Here is a 17,523-nt window from a genome sequence, read left to right as displayed (position 1 = left end):
GCATGAAATTTCCACTTGACTGTAAAGATAGTTTTGATAGCTCATTTATCTTTTGGCTCACTCGCTATGTCAAATTTAAACTTAGCTCGCTTTCAAACAAGGAGCTAAGAGACCCAAAGGCACTTGCAAGTGTAAATTTTGCCCTAAGCCGCGAGATAAAAAATATAGAGCAGCTTGATGGGCTGGTAAAAAGCGCAAGAAATGCGGGGCTAACTGGCATAAATACCTACTTTAACCCGCTTAAAAAGATATATGAGACGATGAAATTTTATGAGCTTAGCAGCCTAAAGCAGATAGATGAAGAGCTGCTAAGTGAAATTCTAGCCAGCACCACTGGCGGACTAAGTGACGCGAGCAAGAAAAACTACAGAATTTCAGTGATAAATTTCTTTGCCTTTTTAGACAAGCAAAATGAAGAAGACGGCAAGGCTCATGTTTTTGATATAAATTTAAAAAACTGGGGCGGCGTTAGTGGCAACAAAGGGCAAAAACTGCCTGAGTTTATGGGCGAAGAGGAGGTCAAGAAATTTCTTGATGCGATCGAGGAGAGCGACTTTAAACAAAACTCAAACCGCAACAAGCTCATCATAAAGGTCATTATATTTACTGGTATCCGTGTGAGCGAGGCACTAAATTTAAAGAGAAAAGATATAACAGAGGACGGCGATCTTTTTATCATTAGAATTCGTGGCAAAGGCAACAAATACCGCATAGTAATGATAAAGCGACACCTAATCGAAGCTCATCTAAACGCAATCGCCATAAACTACATCAATAAAGAGGGCTATCTTTTTATAAATAAAAAAGGCATGAGGCTCACACAGGCTTATGTTAGCCGCATAGTTGAGCAAATTTTATTTAAAGCTGGTATCAGAAAAGAGAAAAATGGCGCTCACATGCTGCGACACACCTTTGCAACGATGCTTTATAAAAAGCAAAAAGACCTAGTCCTTGTGCAAGAAGCTCTTGGGCATGCAAGCTTAAATACCTCACGAATTTACACGCACTTTGATAGTGACAAGCTAAAGCTTGCTGCAAAAGTGGCTGAAGACTTAGCTGGCGAGTAAAATTTACAAAAAAAAGAGAGAGAATGAACGCAAGTTCTGTTATAGCAATGCTGCAAGACAAGCTGCCAAAAAATCATGCTCAGCTAAAAACATTAGAAGACAAGCTCAACTCTTTTGATGAAACAAAAATAAATGATCTGGTTTCAAAAATCCCACAGCTTAACTTAAAATCACCTACGATTGTCTTTTGGGTGGGTAGCTTCGTCTTTGGAGTGCTTGGCGTAAATCGCTTTATGATAGGACAAACTGCCCTTGGTCTAGCAAAGCTTGCTCTTTTTATTTTATATATAGTTTTTATTTTCTTATTTTCTAAGGTAATAATTTCTGTGGACGAATGGATAACCCCTGAAGAAATACTATATTTGATGGATTTGGCTAAAACATATTCTAAAATTATCAGCATTTTTGAAATTATTATAATCATCTGGTGGGTCATCGATCTTTTTATCACTGATAAGAGCGTAAGAAAGCAAAATTTAGAAAAGATATCAAAGGCGATAGACGAGTGAAATTTATCATGAAGAAAGCAGTAGAATTTTCGTGTTTATGCTTGCTTGACTAATCGTTAGAGCAAAGCTAAATTTGCGGTAGATGTTCGCAACGCAAAATAGCTTTGCTCTAGCATTCAAGTAATTTTATCGATTAAATTTATTGCAAATAGATCAATTTCTATGCCACGAAAAAATTAGTTTAAATTTAATCTCACAAACTTAAATTTACTTTTTAGCTGGCTCTTCGGCTTCGATAGTTTTATTCGCTTCTTGCTCTTTAAACTCTTCAAAAAGCTCATCATATCTAGCTTTGGCGTTTTCATAGACACCAGATGGCAAGGTGATATTTAGATCGTCCTTTAGGCTCATCACATCATCGCAGGCGTTTTGGTAGCCAAGATCGCAGCTTTTCATAAAATAGCTCACGCCAAGCTCGATATTTGAGTGCTTTTTTAGATCACTATCCATCTGCTCGTTTATCTCTTCATTTACAAACATATCACCCAAAGCCTCGCACGAAAGCACATCTTTTTGCTCGCAACCATCGTAAAAAATTTCATACGCAGTTGCGTAGTCTCCGGCGTTTAGTGCCTCATTGCCCCTGTCGTAGTCATCGATGTCAAAGCCAAAGGCTAAATTTAAGACTAAAGCTAAAAAAACTATCTTTTTCATATAAAACTCGGTGCGTCATTTGAAAAAAGTATAAGATCGCCAGCATGCGTGTTTTGGGCTAAAATTTCTTGCATTTTGTTCTTGTCCTTTAGGATGATGATCTTTGGCTTTACGATGTGTTTTAGCAGAGTTTGGGCGTTTAGTGAGCTTGTGATGATGACGAGGTCAAAAATTTCATTTATCACCTTGGCCAAATTTGCATTTTGCTCAGCATCGCTCTCGACGATACCAGGCGTTAGCAGCACTTTTCTACCAGCGTAGGTACTTACTAGCTCGTAGCTTGCGCTCATGCCTGAGAAATTTCCATTAAAGCTATCATCTATTATCAGCTTGCCACCAGCCTCGATCTTGCTTAGACGGTGCTCGACGTTTTTCATCTTAGATAGCGCACTATCTATCGCTTCATCGCTCATTTTTAGGTATCTTGCCACCTTGACGCAGACGGCTAAATTTGTAGCGTTAAATTTACCAAGTAGCGGCGAAGCGTAGTTTTTGCCATCAAGCGTAAATAAAATTCCATCTAAATTTGCGTTTATATCTTTTAGGTTCTCATCGTAAATTTCTATATTTTGGCTTGGCTCTTTTTTTGTCGAGCTATGCAAAAATGCCATTTGCAAGCGAGCGCTTTGAAGTGCTTCAAGCTTTGTCGCGCGGATATTATCAAGCGTTTTAAAGTACTCGATGTGTTGCGCGCCGATCTCGCCAACGATGACGATTTGTGGATTTAGAAATTTAGTGATCTCTAGGATGTCGCCCTTTAGCCTAGCGCCTGCTTCTGCGATGTAAATTTGCGTTTGCTCACTTAAATTTTCGTTGATATCTTTGATGATGCCAGCCATTGTATTTACGCTACGAGGCGTTTTATAGCAGACAAAGCTATCTTTTAAAATTTCAAATAAGAAATTTTTGATGCTCGTTTTGCCGTAGCTTGCGGTGATTAAAATGATCTTTAGCTCTTTGTTTGCGCCAAGTTTTTTAAGCGCCCTGTTTTTAAAGCCTTGAAATTTGATCTTTTCTAAAATTTCACTAAAAAATAGGCTCACGACCAAGACAAAAAGTGGCATAGGAGCTAAAAACGCCTTGTGAATGATGAAATTTAAAGCGTAGTTTAAGATGATAGCGCAAGCAAGGATCACAAAAAAGTGCTTTATCCTAGCGGTAAAGACTAGCTTTTTATCAAGTTTTTTATGCCACAGATAAAGAGCTGGCAAAAGCGCAAAGTAAAAGTAGATAAAAAACCACTTGCCAGTCGTGTAAAATAGCACCAAAGGCACGATAAAGAAAAATACGTGCCAAGCGGGCTTTGTGAAGTGAAAGAGCACACGCTCGGGCTTATATGAAAACCACTGAAAGCAAGTGATCACATAAAAAGCAAGCGCAAAGATAAATAAAACTGTGCTTAGACTTAAAAATATACTCATCTTATCTCCTCGATCCCGCTCTCATCGTCATCTAGCACGACATTTTTTGCCTCATCTGGCTCAAAATTTATCCCTTTTTCTATCTCGTCGCTTATAAATTTAGCGTGGAGCAAAAAGAAAAAGTGATCGCCGCTAAGCGGAAAAAATGAGCTATTTTTGATAAGTCTATCTATGCTCTCGCCGCTTGTTACAGGCGTTGCCTTGTCATTTTCACCCCAAAATATAAATGCCCTGCCCCCAAAGTCAGCAAAATGCTTTGTAAAATCCTCATCAACGACATTTTTTAGGGTTTCATACATTACTCTGCTCATGCCGCTCACATCTTTTGTGGCAAAGAGTTTGTAAAATTTACCAAAGCCAAATATCTTTAAAATTTTAAAAATTGCTATCTTTGCTCGCACGATAAATGACTTTTTAACAACTATGCCAGCTGAGCTTAAAAGCACTAGATATGATGGCTTTAGAAGCGTTGCGACCTTGCCGCCAAAGCTATGTCCTGCGATGATGTCTGGTTTTATGCCAAGCTCAGCGCAAAAATTTGCAACGATTTTTGCATAGTCACTTGTTTTTAAGGGCTTAAAAATGGAGCTTTTGCCAAAGCCTGGCATGTCGATATATACGTGGCAAAAGTCATTTAGATAGTGCCCAAAAGCCTTTTTCATTATCTCTTTGTTTGCGCCCCAGCCGTGCAAGAAAAGCACTACTTTTTTGCATTTTGGATTTACTACTTCGTAGCTGATCTCGTACTCGTCTGAGCCGTATTTTACCGCCCTACTCGCCATCGTTTTCTCTCTTTTTAGCAGCGTAAATGCTCTCAAGCACGCTTACAGCCTCGCAAAGGCGCTCATACTCTTCCATATTTAAAAGAACTGCTTCAAATTTGTTGTTTTTAACGATGACAGCGCGCTTTAGCTCGCTAGCTCTCACGCGTGAAAGGACTGAGCTGAAATTTCTAACCACCTCGGTTGCTGTATAAATTTCATCTTTTGTAAAAGTTACCATTGTCGCTCTTTATGTAAAATTTTACGTAAAATATCACAAACTTCTTTATATATCGCTAAATAAATTAGAGCTTGCCGCTGCCTTTTACCGAAGTGATAGAGTTTATAAATTTATAATCAATCTTTATCTCACGCTCTTTTGGAAGTGAGTTAGCAAGTGCGTTTAGCGTGCTCTCAAAGTCCTCAAACAGATAGTTTGCAAGGCTGCCTGGGTTTGGATTGATCTCATTTAGATAGACCTCGTCATCTATCACGAAAAAGTCACATCTAATGATCGCTCCGTCAAATCCACAATCATAAATTTTAGAAAAGTTAAATTTAAGCTTTTGTTTTAGCTCTTCAGAAATTTCCGCCTCTTTTACCTTATTTTCATTTGAAAAACTTAGATATTTTTGCTCGTAGTCAAGAAATTCTTTCTTTTTTGGCTCTTCAACGATAGAAAATTTGATCTTTCCATCGATCCTGCAGCCTGCAAGGTTATACTCTTTGACACCTTTTATAAAGGGCTCTACTAAAACATCTTTGTCAAATTCAAACGCCACGTCTTTTGCGTAGGCAAGCTCACTATCATCATGCACGACGCTCACGCCGATGCTGCTGCCTAGTCTTGCTGGCTTTAATATAATAGGATAGTGAAATTTTGGCTCGCTTTGACGAGTTAGCATCTCATAGTCAAGCGCCTTTACACCAGCCTTTTGCGCTAGAAATTTAGTAAGCTCTTTGTTGTAGCTAAGCGCGCTTGCTTCAAGCCTTGGACCTATATATTTGACCCCGTAAAAGTCAAAAAGTGCCGCTATCTTGCCATCTTCTCCGTCCATGCCGTGGATCAAATTTATAACGACATCACATTCAACTTTATTTGCGCCAAAAAGTGAGTGCGCATAAAAGCCGCCCTTTGCTAAAGATAGCTTCTTTGAGCTTTTGTATTTGCCAGAGCTAAAGAAATTTGCCCTCATATCTTTTTGCTCGATCAGGTAAAAGTCCCTGTTTGCATCGCAAAATATAAATTTCAGCTCCTGTTTTAGGACGTTTTTTAAAACTATCGCGCTTACTATGCTTATCTCATGCTCAAAACTCTTTGCCCCAAATATCACGCCTAAATTCATCTTTTTTATCCTTATCCTAGTTTTTTAAGTGCCTCTTTTATAAGATCGCTCGTGTTTTCACTCTTACAATCAGGCAAAATTTTTACTATCTTCTCACGCTTAAAGCCAAGCGCCTCAAGTGCCAAAAGTGCCTCATTTTGGTAGCTTGGCACGCTCTCGTCGCTTATTAGTTTTGCATCACTTAGCTCGGCTATTATGCGCCTAGCTGTCTTTGGTCCGATGCCTGGCACGCTTTTAAAAGTGTCTGCGTCGCCGCTTATTATGGCGTTTGTAAATGCCTGCGAGCTAAGGCTTGAGCAAACCGCCATCGCTGTGCTAGCTCCGATGCCATTTAGCTTTATAAGCATCTCAAACATCTTTTGCTCGTTTGCGTCTAAAAAGCCGTAGAGTAAATTTGCGTCCTCTCTTATGATCTGCGTTATGGCAAGCTCGACTTTTTCGCCTTTACTAAGTTTTGCTGAGCAAAAAAGCGAGATGAAAATCCCATAACTTACGCCGCTATTTGTCTTAAGTATGGCAAATGCAGGCTCTTTTTTTGTAACGACGCCTTCGATTGCTTTTATCATCATTTAACCTTTTGTTCCATGAAATTTATATCCGCGTAGTCTTCAAGTTTGTTTGACTTTTTGATCTTGTATTCGACCTCGCCGCCGTTATCAAATTTATCTAGCGTGATGACGTGAGCGGTCTCGTTTTGCTTCGAGACGTAGGTGACATTTTGCGGAGGATCGACGATGACAAATCTTATCTCATTTAGCTCGATCCAGTTGCCTCTGTTTATCACTTTGGCTGAGAATATGCCATTTTGCATCATCTCAAGCTCATCTTTTAGATCAGCCAAAAGCTCTTTTTTCTCTTTAAATATCCTAAGCAATGTGTTATACTCATTAACTAGCCCTTGATACTCTTTTAGCTTTTTCATGAACGTAACTGGCGGTATCACCTTTGCCTTTGAGAGCTCCTCGATCTTAGCTTTTATCGTATATATCGAGTCTTTGTTCTCATTGATGACATTTTTCTTGCTCTCTATGTTTTTTAGAAGCGTAGCTAGCTCTGACTTGGTGCTCTCTATCTTTCCTAACTGATCTTGCGTAGCCTCCGCACTTTCTGGCATCTTGCTAGCGTCAATGATAAATTTATTATCAGTGCCTTTTAGATATCTAACGTCGATTAGGTGCGAGGCTGTGATGGTGCAGTTTGAGCCAAGCGTGTCTATCTGGATATTTTGAGCTGTTATCGAGCCGCCAACTACGCTATTTATCTTTACTCTTTTTGCTATGACAGTGCCACCTTCTAGCCTATCTATCTCGACACTTTCAGCCTCTACCTTGCCGATGTGGATAGAAATTTTGGCGTGTTTGGCGTAAATTTTAGCCTTTTGGTGAGTTTGTCCGCCGATATTTACATCATTTGCCTTGACCATCGCATTTGCACCGACGTTTCCTTTTACCTCGATCTCGTCAGCCTCCACGATGATGCCAGTGCCGATAGCGTCTTTTATCGTGTCAGTCTCACGAACCACTAAAGTGACGTTTGTGTCGGTGCCTGCTTGGATCGAGCCAGTCGTTTTAAAATTTGCTTCATTTATCTCTATGCGCTCTTCGATGTCAAAAGAGCCGTTTTTCTCGACCACGTAGCCTGCTTTTTTAGCGATGTATTTTATGCTCTCGTCATTTTCTACGCGCTCGATATTTTCGCTTATGCTTATCTCTTTTTCACTCTCTTCTTTTGGCTTTGCAACCTCTATAAGCTTGCCTCTTACATCGCGTCCATTTGCGCCTTCGTGTGACTTTTTCTCCTCCATTATCACTTCATCTTTTGCCACGCCAAAGACAAAGCCCCTATCAGCGTAATCAACCTTATCTTCCTCTTTTAGCTCATTAAGCTTATCTTTGTAGTAGTAGATAATCTTAGCATCGATCGCCTTTTTAGGGTTGATGCCCTGGGTTAAATTTAGCGTGTAGTCCTTATCAAGCTCGCCTTTTACGTGAATTATTGAGGCGATTTGCTTTAGTTCTTCTTTTAGCTTGCCGATCCTTATGCCTATTAAAATTTGAGCTTTCATAAGCTGCTTTGCGATGTATTCATAAAGCTTATCTTCGTAGTGCTGCTCGTATTCGCACTCTTTGCTCGCTCTAACCTTTGCGATAACCTTTGTGATGGTTGAATTTACGCCGATATCGATCTTTGGCAGCTTTGGCGTGGCATTTAGCCTCACGTCAAAAAACTCCACGTCATAGACCTGCTCGATCTCTAGCGTCTCGTCGAGATAAAATGTGTTGTCATCAAAAAAGCTTAAATTTTCTTCAGGAACATAAACTGGCTCGACGTTATCTTTGTTTTTATAGTATGTGAGGATGTTTGAAAGCCTAAAATCCACAAATTCCACCGGCACGCTATATTGTTTGCTTAGCTCTTTAAGCGATATATAAGGCGTTGAAGTTTGAATTTGCGTTGGTGGTAAAAATCTCTCGTTTTCTTGCACGTTTTCGCTCAAATTTGATCCATTTCACATAAAATTTTGGCTCTTATTATCTCTAAAACTTTATTAAATTTGGGTTATGTAAGCTTTAAAGCATCTTTTGTTACTATTGTGCGTTTTTAAATTTACTAGGTGGGCGATGTTTATAAAAGGCTTTTTTTCAAACTCAGTTGGCATCATGACTTCAAGGATTTTAGGGCTTATAAGAGATCTTTTGACGGCCTCTATCCTTGGTGCTGGCATATTTAGCGACCTTTTTTTTATAGCATTTAAGATACCAAATTTATTTCGCCGTATCTTTGGCGAGGGCGCCTTTACGCAGGCATTTTTGCCAAATTTTGCAAATAACAAGAAAAAAGCGACCTTTCAGGCTGAAATTTTCATCAAATTTCTACTTTTTATAGGCGTTTTGACGCTTCTTGTAAATTTATTTACGCCCTACTTTATAAAGATCATCGCAAGCGGCTTGAGCGAGCAAAACATAACCGATGCAGTGCCACTTGTACGCATAAATTTCTACTATCTAGCCCTTGTTTATATCGTCACTTTCATGGGTGCGCTACTTCAGTATAAAGGGCATTTTGCCACGACTGCGTTTTCTACTGCGCTGCTAAATTTAGCCATGATAGCTTCACTGCTTTTGGCTCGTGGCAAGAGCGAGAGTGTGGTCGCACTTTATCTTAGCTTTGGCGTTGTTGCAGGCGGCATTTTGCAGGTTTTAGTGCATCTAATCGCCATGAAATTTAACGCCTTAAATAAAATTTTTTGGGGTGGTCTAAGCGGATATTTTAAAGGCAAAAGAGCGCAGAGCAAAGGCTTTTTTATAAATTTCTACCATGGCTTACTTGGCTCAAGTGCTATGCAAATAAGCGCATTTATGGATACTTGGCTGGCTAGCTTTTTGGTAAGTGGCTCGATAAGCTACCTTTTTTATGCAAATAGAATTTTTCAGCTCCCACTTGCCATCTTTGCGATCGCGCTCTCTCAGGCGCTTTTTCCAAAGATAACCAGACTTTTAAAGCAAAAAGACGAAGCAAACGCCCTAGTTTGGACGAAAAAGAGCTTTTATCTGCTCCTTTGCGCCTTGCTAGCAGCCACGATCGCAGGCGTCGTGCTAAGCGAGTTTATCATCTGGCTTTTGTTTGAAAGGGGAAATTTCGTAAGGGCAAACACCATTGAGTGTGCCAAGGTGTTAAGTGCCTATTTGGTGGGGCTTACGCCATTTGGACTGGCTAAAATTTTCTCACTTTGGCTTTATGCAAATATGAAGCAAAAAGAGGCAGCCAAAATTTCTATCATCTGCCTTGTGATAAATTTGATCCTAGCTGTCATTTTGATGCAGAAATTTGGAGCTGCTGGCCTTGCATTTGCAAGCTCGCTTGGGGGATTTTTGCAGCTTATTTTATATATAAGAGCCTTTGGAGCTAAGCGATTTTTAGCTATAATCGAGCCTAAATTTATAGCCGCTATCTCTGTTGCGGCGGTTTTGCTCTATTTTGGTTTAACATTTTTAAAGGATATATTTAATGCGAATTTTTGATACTTCTAAAAGAGAAAAGGTTGAGTTTAGCCCGATTAAAGTTGGTGAAGCGAGCATCTATCTGTGCGGCCCAACAGTCTATGACGACGCGCATTTGGGACATGCAAAGTCAGCCGTTAGCTTTGATCTTTTAAGAAGGGTCTTAAAAGCGCTTGGCTACAAGGTCAAATTTGCAAGAAACTACACCGACATCGACGATAAAATTTTAAATAAAATGGCGCAGACTGGTCAAACTCTTGAAGAGATCACAAACAAATATATAGCACACTACGAGAGCGATATGGGCGCTTTAAACGTGCTTGATCCAGACTTTAAGCCAAAGGCTACGCAGTGCTTGGAGGCGATCATTAGCTACATCAAGGTGCTTATGGATAGAGGCGTGGCGTATAAAACGTGCGATGGAATTTACTTTGACACGAGCAAGGATAGTGGCTATTTTAGCATTAGCGGCAAGGATAACAACACCGATCTAATCGCACGCGTAGTATGTTTTTGCGAGAAAAGAGATGAAAAAGACTTTGTACTTTGGAAATTTGACGAAAAATGGTACGAGAGCCCATTTGGCAAGGGTCGCCCTGGCTGGCACACCGAGTGCGTAGCGATGATAAGGGAGTTTTTAAGCGACAAAGAAAACGATAAATTTGAGATCGACATCCACGCTGGCGGCATCGACCTGCTCTTTCCACACCACGAAAATGAGGCAAGCCAGTGCAGATGTGCCTATCATAAAAATTTAAGCAAATACTGGATGCACAACGGATTTATAAAAGTAAATAACGAAAAGATGAGCAAGAGCCTAAACAATAGCTTTTTTGTAAAGGATGCCCTAAAAAACGTTCATGGCGAAGTACTTAGATATTACTTACTTACGAGCCATTATAGGGCTCATTTTAACTATTCAGATGAAGATCTTGTGGCTTCAAAAAAGAGACTTGATAAAATTTACCGCCTCAAAAAAAGAGTTGATGGCGTGCCAGCAGGTGCTATAAATGAGAGCTTTAGAAGCGAGCTACTTGAAGCGCTAAGTGATGATCTAAACGCTTCAAAAGCGCTTGCAAGTGTCGATGAGTTTGTAAAAACGGCCAATGAAAGACTTGACAACAACCCAAAAGATAAAGCCTACAAAGCCGAAGTGGTGGCAAATTTGGGTCTTATAGGCGAAATTTTAGGCATTGCTATCACAAACTATGTAGAGTATTTTCAGTTTGGCGTAAGTGACGAGCAAAAAGAGCAGATAAAGAGGCTTCTTGATGAGCGCACGGCAGCTAAAAAAGAGAGAAATTTCGCAAGGGCTGATGAGATAAGAGATGAGCTAGCACAAATGAATATCTCTATCATGGATACGCCAAATGGCGCAGTTTGGGAGAGAAACAATGAATAACTTTGGCTTAAAAGATGTGCTAAAGCGCTTTGGTCCTTACTTTAAAGACTACATCCCACACTTCATCTTTGCTATCATCGGCATGGGACTTGCAAGTGGCGGAACGGCGGTAAGTGCCTATCTTGTGGAGCCTGTGCTAAATAAAATTTTTGTCGAGAAAAACGAAAAGCTACTTTACATCTTGCCTTGCGCCATCATCGCAATCTACGTGATAAAAAACATCGGAACCTTCATGCAGGCCTATTTTACGGCATATATCGGGCAAGATACGATTAGAAGATTTCGCGAAAAGATGGTTGCAAACCTTTTAAATTTAGATATGGACTTTTTCAACGAATTTAGAACTGGCGAGCTAATCAGCAGAACAACAAACGACATTGACCGTATAAGATCGATAGTCTCAAGCATGATCCCTGAACTTACGAGGGAATTTATAACTATCATCGGACTTCTTTGCGTCGTCATCTATCAAAGTCCAAAGCTAGCATTTTTTGCCCTTGTCGTCATGCCAGTGGCGATCTATCCGATCTCGCGCCTTGCAAAGAGGATGAAGAAAATTTCAAAGCAGTCGCAAGAAAAAACATCAGACATCACCTCTGCGCTTAGTGAAATTTTTACAAATATCGAGATAATCAAAGCAAATAACGCCCAAAAGTACGAGCATTCACGCTTTGTTGATGAAAATAACAAATTTTTCAAGTTAAATTTAAAAAGCGTCAAGATCGAGCAGCTAGTAAGCCCGCTAATGGAGACCATCGGCTCAATAGGCGTGGCAGCGGTCATCATCATAGGCGGCAAAGACGTCATCGACGGGCAGATAAACATGGGTGCATTTTTCTCGTTTTTAACAGCGCTTTTCATGCTCTACACCCCGCTAAAACGCATAGTAAATATCTATAATAAGATGCAAGACGCCATCGCAGCAAGCGAGAGGACGTTTTTCTTGATGGATAAGGTAAGCCAGATAAAAGATGGCCAAAATGAGCTAAACGAAGAGATAAATTTGATCAAATTTAACGACGTCCGCCTAAGCTACGGTGACAAAGAGGTCTTAAAAGGGGTAAATTTAGAGGCAAATAAGTCAGAATTTATAGCCCTTGTTGGCTCAAGTGGCGGCGGAAAAAGCTCGCTTATGAATTTGCTTATGAGATTTTATGACGTAAATGGCGGAGAAATTTTGATAAACGGCACAAATTTAAAAGATATCAAAATTCACTCACTTCGCCAAAATATCGGACTTGTAACCCAGCGCGTATATATCTTTAACGACACAGTTGCTAAAAACGTAGCTTACGGCAGAGAATTTAACGAAGATGCCGTGATAAACGCACTAAAACTAGCAAATGCTTACGAATTTGTAAGCAAGCTTGATGATGGCATAAACACTATCTTAAATGAATTTGGCACCAACCTCTCAGGCGGTCAAAGACAGCGCATCGCCATAGCAAGAGCGCTCTATCAAAACCCACAAATCCTCATCTTTGACGAGGCTACATCAGCACTTGATAATGAGAGCGAAAAAGAGATCACAAAGGCGATAAATAATCTAAGAAGCAAAAAGATCATCTTTGTCATCGCTCACCGCCTTAGCACGGTCGAGAGTGCCGATAAGATCGCAGTTTTGAGTGATGGCAAGATCATTGATAGTGGAAGCGACGAGGAGCTTAGCAAAAGAAATGAAATTTATGCAAGACTTAAGGGCAAAGCCTTAGTTTAAGGCGATTTTTGCTAAGATTTGCGTAAATTTTTAGGCATTTTAAAGAGGTTAAAATGAGCTTAAACTACAATACTTTAAAATCTATATTTTTCAAATTTGATCCTGAAACTGCCCACAAGATCGCTGAAGTCGCGATGGTTGGGGCAAATAAAATCTTCCCTGGCTCGCTAAGCTTTTTAGCGCACAAATGCGTGGTCGATGACAATGCGCTAAAACAAAATTTATTCTCCAGCACCTACCACAACCCAGTTGGCATAGCTGGCGGCTTTGATAAAAACGCTACGATGTTTGAGGCGCTCACGGCTCTTGGATTTGGGCATTTAGAATTTGGCACATTTACACCAAAACCACAACCTGGCAATGCAAAACCAAGGCTTTTTAGGCTCATAGACGAAGAGAGCATCCAAAATGCAATGGGCTTTAACAACGATGGCTGTGAAGCTATCAAAAATAGAGTAAAAAAGATCTATCCTTTTACCATACCGATCTGGGCAAACATCGGTAAAAACAAGGTTACGCCAAACGAAGATGCGATAAAAGACTATGAAATTTTAGTAAAAGAATTTAGCGAAATTTGCGACACATTTGTCATAAATGTCTCATCGCCAAACACGCCAAATTTAAGAGCACTGCAAGATGAGAGCTTTATAAAAGAGCTTTTTAGCGTCATTTTGCCACTTACTAAAAAGCCGATCATCTTTAAAATAGCTCCTGATATGAGCCACGAAGATGCGATCAAGCTTTGTAGCTGTGCGGTAGAAAACGGCGCTAGTGGCGTGCTTATTTCAAATACAAGCGTTGATTACTCGCTCTCTCACTCGTCAAATTTAAAAGATTTTGGCGGACTAAGTGGCAAGGTGATCGCTCAAAAGTCAAAAGAGATATTTAAAGCCGTGGCAGACGAGCTTTATGGCAAGACGACACTTATCGCATGTGGCGGCATAGATAGCGGTGCAGAGGCTTATGAGCGCATAAAAATGGGAGCAAATTTGGTCCAAATTTTTACAAGCTTTATCTTCAAAGGGCCGATGATCGCAAGAGATATAAATTTAGAAATTTTAGAGCTTTTAAAAAGAGATGGCTTTGCCTCTATCAGCGAAGCAGTCGGCGCAAACGTTAAAAAATAGAGGGCAAGAGATTGATAAAATTTAATAAATTTAAACTAGACAACGGACTTGAAATTTATCACGTGCCGGTAAATCCTGGCTCAAAGGTGATAAGCGTCGATGTTTTTTATAAAGTTGGCTCCAGAAACGAAGTGATGGGCAAAAGCGGCATCGCTCACATGTTAGAGCATCTAAATTTCAAATCAACCAAAAATTTACGTGCAGGCGAGTTTGATGAGATCGTAAAGGGCTTTGGCGGCGTAAATAACGCAAGCACAGGCTTTGACTACACTCACTACTTCATAAAAGCCTCAAATGAAAATTTAGACAAAACGCTTGGTCTTTTTGCCGAGCTTATGAAAAATTTAAGCCTAAAAGATAAAGAATTTCAGCCTGAGCGTGAGGTGGTGCACGAGGAGCGCAGGTGGCGAACAGACAACAACCCTATGGGATACCTCTACTTTAGGCTCTACAACCACGCATTTATCTACCATCCATACCACTGGACGCCGATAGGTTTTATAAAAGATATCGAAAACTGGAAGATCGCTGATATAAAAGAATTTCACGCTACATATTATCAGCCAAAAAACGCCATTTTGATGATAAGTGGCGACATCGGCAAAGACGAGGCATTTAAGCTAGCTAAGAAAAATTTTGGCGGCGTAAAAAACAAAAGAGCCATCCCAAAACTACACTGCAAAGAGCCCGAACAAGACGGCGCAAGAAGAGCTATCATCTACAAAGATAGCCAAACGCAAATGCTAGCTATCGCTTATAAAATTCCAGACTTTAGGCATGCTGATCAAGTGGGGCTAAATGCGATAAGTGAATATCTAGCCACTGGCAAAAGCTCCATTTTACAGCAACGCCTTGTCGATGAACTCATGCTTGTAAATCAAATTTACGCTTACAATATGAGCTGCGTTGATGAAAATTTATTTATATTTTTAGCAGTTTGCAACCCAGACGTCGAGGCTAGCGCGGTTGAAACCGAAATTTTAAAGATCATAGATGATCTAAAGAGAAAGCCGATCGACAAAGAGGATGTTTTAAGAGTTAAAAATTTAATAAAAACGGACTTTATCTACTCATTTGAGAGCGCAAGTAAGGTGGCAAATTTATACGGCTCATACCTTGCTAGAGGCGATATAAAGCCACTTTATGAGCTTGAAAAAAATATAGATAAGATAGATGCTAAGCTTTTAAAAGAGATAGCAAATAGATATTTCAATGAAAAAACTAGCACGACAATAATCTTAAAAAAGGAATAGACGTGAAAAATTCGCTTCAAGGTGCGATGACAGCACTAATTACGCCATTTAAAAATCAAAAATTAGACGAAGCCAGTTTTGAAAAACTGATAAAAAGACAGATAAAACACGGCATAGACGTCGTTGTACCAGTAGGAACTACTGGCGAGAGCGCGACTCTAACGCATGATGAGCACAGAATTTGCATCGAGATAGCAGTAGATGCATGTAAAGGCACAAACGTCAAGGTGCTCGCTGGGGCTGGCAGCAACGCCACTCACGAGGCCATAGGTATCGCTAAATTTGCCCAAGCTCACGGCGCTCACGGCATCCTATCAGTCGCTCCTTACTACAACAAACCAACTCAAGAGGGGCTTTACGAGCACTACAAGGCCATAGCAAATAGCATAGAAATTCCGGTACTTCTTTACAACGTCCCAGGCAGAGTTGGCGTAGATATCTTGCCAGCGACCGTTTTTAGACTTTTTAAAGATTGTAAAAATATTTACGGCATCAAAGAGGCGACAGGAAGTATCGATAGATGCGTCGATCTACTAGCTCACGAGCCTGATTTAGTAGTCATTAGCGGCGAAGATGCTATAAACTACCCTATCCTCTCAAATGGCGGAAAGGGCGTCATCTCAGTCACTGCAAATCTCTTACCAGATCAAATTTCACAGCTTACGCACCTTGCGATGAATGAAGAATACAAAAAAGCAAAACTGATAAATGACAACCTCTACACGATCAATAAAACGCTCTTTTGCGAAAGCAACCCGATACCGATCAAAGCGGCGATGTATCTAGCTGGGCTCATCGACACTTTGGAGTACCGCTTGCCACTTTGCAAACCGAGCAAAGAAAATTTCAAAAAGATCGAAGAAGTTATTAAAAATTACGAAATAAAGGGATTTTAATGAAGGACACACTAAACGAATTTAAAGGTAAAACGCTAGTCATCAGTGGAGGCACTAGAGGTATCGGCAGAGCTATAGTCGAAGAATTTGCAAAAGCTGGCATAAATATAGCATTTACCTATAACTCAAACGAGGAGCTTGCCAAAGAGCAGGCAAAAGAGCTTGAGGCTACCTACAAGATAAAAGCTAGAGCCTACGCGCTAAATATCCTTGAGCCAGAGACTTATAAGGAGCTTTTTTTAAAGATAGATGAGGACTTTGACAGGGTTGATTTTTTCATCTCAAATGCAATCATCTCAGGTCGCGCAGTAGCTGGTGGATACACTAAATTTATGAAGCTAAAACCAAGAGGCATAAACAATATCTTCACAGCAACCGTAAATGCCTTTGTCGTGGGCGCACAAGAGGCTGCAAAACGCATGGAAAAAGTGGGTGGTGGCAGTATCATTAGCCTAAGCTCAACTGGAAATTTAGTCTATATCGAAAACTACGCAGGCCACGGCACAGCAAAAGCAGCCGTTGAGGCGATGGCGAGATACGCCGCTACCGAGCTTGGCGAGAAAAACATCCGTGTCAATGTTGTAAGTGGTGGCCCTATCGAGACAGACGCACTAAGGGCCTTTACAAACTACGAAGAGGTGCGTGATATGACGGCAAAGCTTAGCCCGCTAAACCGCATGGGACAGCCGACTGATCTAGCAGGAGCGTGTCTATTTTTATGCTCGTCTAAGGCTAGCTGGGTGACTGGGCATACATTTGTGATAGACGGCGGCACGACTTTTAAATGAGAAATTTTAAATTTACAGGCAAAAAGGCATATTTGTGAGCTTAAATTTACCAAATTCACTGGCATTTTTTAGGATACTGCTAGCTCCGCTTATGTTTTTTATGCTCGTAAATGCACCAGAAATTTTTACACAAATTCATATAAGCTGGATAAACTACTTCGCGGCTCTCATCTTTGTGATCGCCTCGGTGACTGACTTTTTTGACGGATATATCGCTAGAAGCTGGGATCAAAAGACCAAGCTTGGCGCTATCCTCGACCCACTAGCTGATAAGATGCTGATTTTAGCTGCATTTTTGGGTCTTATGATGCTTGGTAGAGCGAGCGCTTGGGCTGTTTATCTTATCTTGGTAAGAGAGTTTTTTATAACTGGCTTTCGTGTCGTGATGGCAAGTGACGGCGTCGAAGTCGCAGCTTCGATGGCTGGCAAGGTTAAAACCGTTTCGCAGATGTTTGCGGTTGGATTTTTACTGATGAGCTGGCCTGGTGGCGAGCTTTTGCTATGGATAGCTGTTGCGCTCACGCTTTATTCTGGGTTTGAATACATTTTTGCCTACGTAAAAGCTATGAAAAAGAGTTAAA

At 40.5% G+C, this 17,523-nt stretch carries 17 protein-coding genes; 10 read left to right on the top strand and 7 right to left on the bottom strand.

The features are described from left to right. The first annotated feature begins 2 nt into the window (after positions 1-2). On the top strand, positions 3-1,067 hold the full coding sequence (locus MTT29_RS01520; RefSeq protein ID WP_429799558.1) for a tyrosine-type recombinase/integrase: 1,065 nt from the start codon (positions 3-5) through the stop codon (positions 1,065-1,067). A gap of 23 nt (positions 1,068-1,090) precedes the next feature. Beyond that, a complete protein-coding gene (locus MTT29_RS01515; protein ID WP_429799557.1) occupies positions 1,091-1,576 on the top strand; it encodes an NINE protein in 486 nt (161 codons plus the stop codon). A gap of 207 nt (positions 1,577-1,783) precedes the next feature. Here the strand turns inward: MTT29_RS01515 and MTT29_RS01510 are convergent, their stop codons facing one another. From MTT29_RS01510 to MTT29_RS01480, 7 genes are all read right to left on the bottom strand, one after another. After that, positions 1,784-2,230 (bottom strand): hypothetical protein, encoded by a 447-nt coding sequence (locus MTT29_RS01510; RefSeq protein ID WP_429799556.1) that lies wholly within the window; start codon positions 2,228-2,230, stop codon positions 1,784-1,786. Then, a complete protein-coding gene (locus tag MTT29_RS01505) occupies positions 2,227-3,651 on the bottom strand; it encodes a Mur ligase family protein (protein ID WP_429799555.1) in 1,425 nt (474 codons plus the stop codon). Before MTT29_RS01505 ends, MTT29_RS01510 begins: the two co-directional genes overlap by 4 nt. Further along, complete coding sequence (locus tag MTT29_RS01500) at positions 3,648-4,433, bottom strand: alpha/beta fold hydrolase (protein ID WP_429799554.1); 786 nt, start codon at positions 4,431-4,433, stop codon at positions 3,648-3,650. The genes MTT29_RS01505 and MTT29_RS01500 overlap by 4 nt, the downstream gene beginning before the upstream one ends. Continuing rightward, complete coding sequence (locus MTT29_RS01495; RefSeq protein ID WP_103573938.1) at positions 4,423-4,653, bottom strand: type II toxin-antitoxin system Phd/YefM family antitoxin; 231 nt, start codon at positions 4,651-4,653, stop codon at positions 4,423-4,425. The genes MTT29_RS01500 and MTT29_RS01495 overlap by 11 nt, the downstream gene beginning before the upstream one ends. Positions 4,654-4,717: 64 nt before the next feature. Next, the gene (locus MTT29_RS01490; protein ID WP_103557996.1) at positions 4,718-5,758 is read right to left on the bottom strand and encodes a D-alanine--D-alanine ligase; all 1,041 of its coding nucleotides are present in this window, start codon (positions 5,756-5,758) and stop codon (positions 4,718-4,720) included. Between the two features lie 11 nt (positions 5,759-5,769). Beyond that, entirely contained in the window at positions 5,770-6,324 is a 555-nt protein-coding gene (gene ruvA, locus MTT29_RS01485) for a Holliday junction branch migration protein RuvA (protein WP_021085097.1), read from the bottom strand. Continuing rightward, positions 6,324-8,255, bottom strand: a complete 1,932-nt coding sequence (locus tag MTT29_RS01480; protein WP_429799553.1) for a flagellar assembly protein A — start codon at positions 8,253-8,255, stop codon at positions 6,324-6,326. The genes ruvA and MTT29_RS01480 overlap by 1 nt, the downstream gene beginning before the upstream one ends. A 124-nt stretch (positions 8,256-8,379) precedes the next feature. Here MTT29_RS01480 and murJ point away from each other — a divergent pair, with 124 nt between their 5' ends. The 8 genes from murJ to pgsA are packed head-to-tail and all read left to right on the top strand — an operon-like array spanning position 8,380 to position 17,522. Further along, positions 8,380-9,780, top strand: coding sequence for a murein biosynthesis integral membrane protein MurJ (murJ, locus tag MTT29_RS01475; protein WP_429799552.1), 1,401 nt, complete (start codon positions 8,380-8,382; stop codon positions 9,778-9,780). Further along, on the top strand, positions 9,767-11,161 hold the full coding sequence (gene cysS / locus MTT29_RS01470; protein ID WP_429799551.1) for a cysteine--tRNA ligase: 1,395 nt from the start codon (positions 9,767-9,769) through the stop codon (positions 11,159-11,161). The genes murJ and cysS overlap by 14 nt, the downstream gene beginning before the upstream one ends. Continuing rightward, complete coding sequence (locus tag MTT29_RS01465) at positions 11,154-12,878, top strand: ABC transporter ATP-binding protein (protein WP_429799550.1); 1,725 nt, start codon at positions 11,154-11,156, stop codon at positions 12,876-12,878. The genes cysS and MTT29_RS01465 overlap by 8 nt, the downstream gene beginning before the upstream one ends. Before the next feature lie 53 nt (positions 12,879-12,931). Then, positions 12,932-14,005 (top strand): quinone-dependent dihydroorotate dehydrogenase, encoded by a 1,074-nt coding sequence (locus MTT29_RS01460; protein ID WP_429799549.1) that lies wholly within the window; start codon positions 12,932-12,934, stop codon positions 14,003-14,005. 11 nt (positions 14,006-14,016) lie between these two features. Continuing rightward, the gene (locus tag MTT29_RS01455) at positions 14,017-15,258 is read left to right on the top strand and encodes a M16 family metallopeptidase (RefSeq protein ID WP_429799548.1); all 1,242 of its coding nucleotides are present in this window, start codon (positions 14,017-14,019) and stop codon (positions 15,256-15,258) included. Between the two features lie 26 nt (positions 15,259-15,284). Next, the gene (gene dapA / locus MTT29_RS01450; RefSeq protein WP_048809936.1) at positions 15,285-16,154 is read left to right on the top strand and encodes a 4-hydroxy-tetrahydrodipicolinate synthase; all 870 of its coding nucleotides are present in this window, start codon (positions 15,285-15,287) and stop codon (positions 16,152-16,154) included. Further along, the gene (locus tag MTT29_RS01445) at positions 16,154-16,942 is read left to right on the top strand and encodes an enoyl-ACP reductase (protein ID WP_429799547.1); all 789 of its coding nucleotides are present in this window, start codon (positions 16,154-16,156) and stop codon (positions 16,940-16,942) included. Before dapA ends, MTT29_RS01445 begins: the two co-directional genes overlap by 1 nt. 34 nt (positions 16,943-16,976) lie before the next feature. Next, positions 16,977-17,522, top strand: a complete 546-nt coding sequence (gene pgsA, locus MTT29_RS01440; RefSeq protein ID WP_035143555.1) for a CDP-diacylglycerol--glycerol-3-phosphate 3-phosphatidyltransferase — start codon at positions 16,977-16,979, stop codon at positions 17,520-17,522. The last annotated feature ends 1 nt before the right edge of the window (position 17,523 follow it).

It is taken from the genome of Campylobacter concisus (assembly GCF_050447485.1).
Lineage (GTDB): Bacteria > Campylobacterota > Campylobacteria > Campylobacterales > Campylobacteraceae > Campylobacter_A > Campylobacter_A concisus_BQ.
Note: the sequence above shows the minus strand (reverse complement) of the source record. Positions and strands in the feature narration are given on the sequence as shown.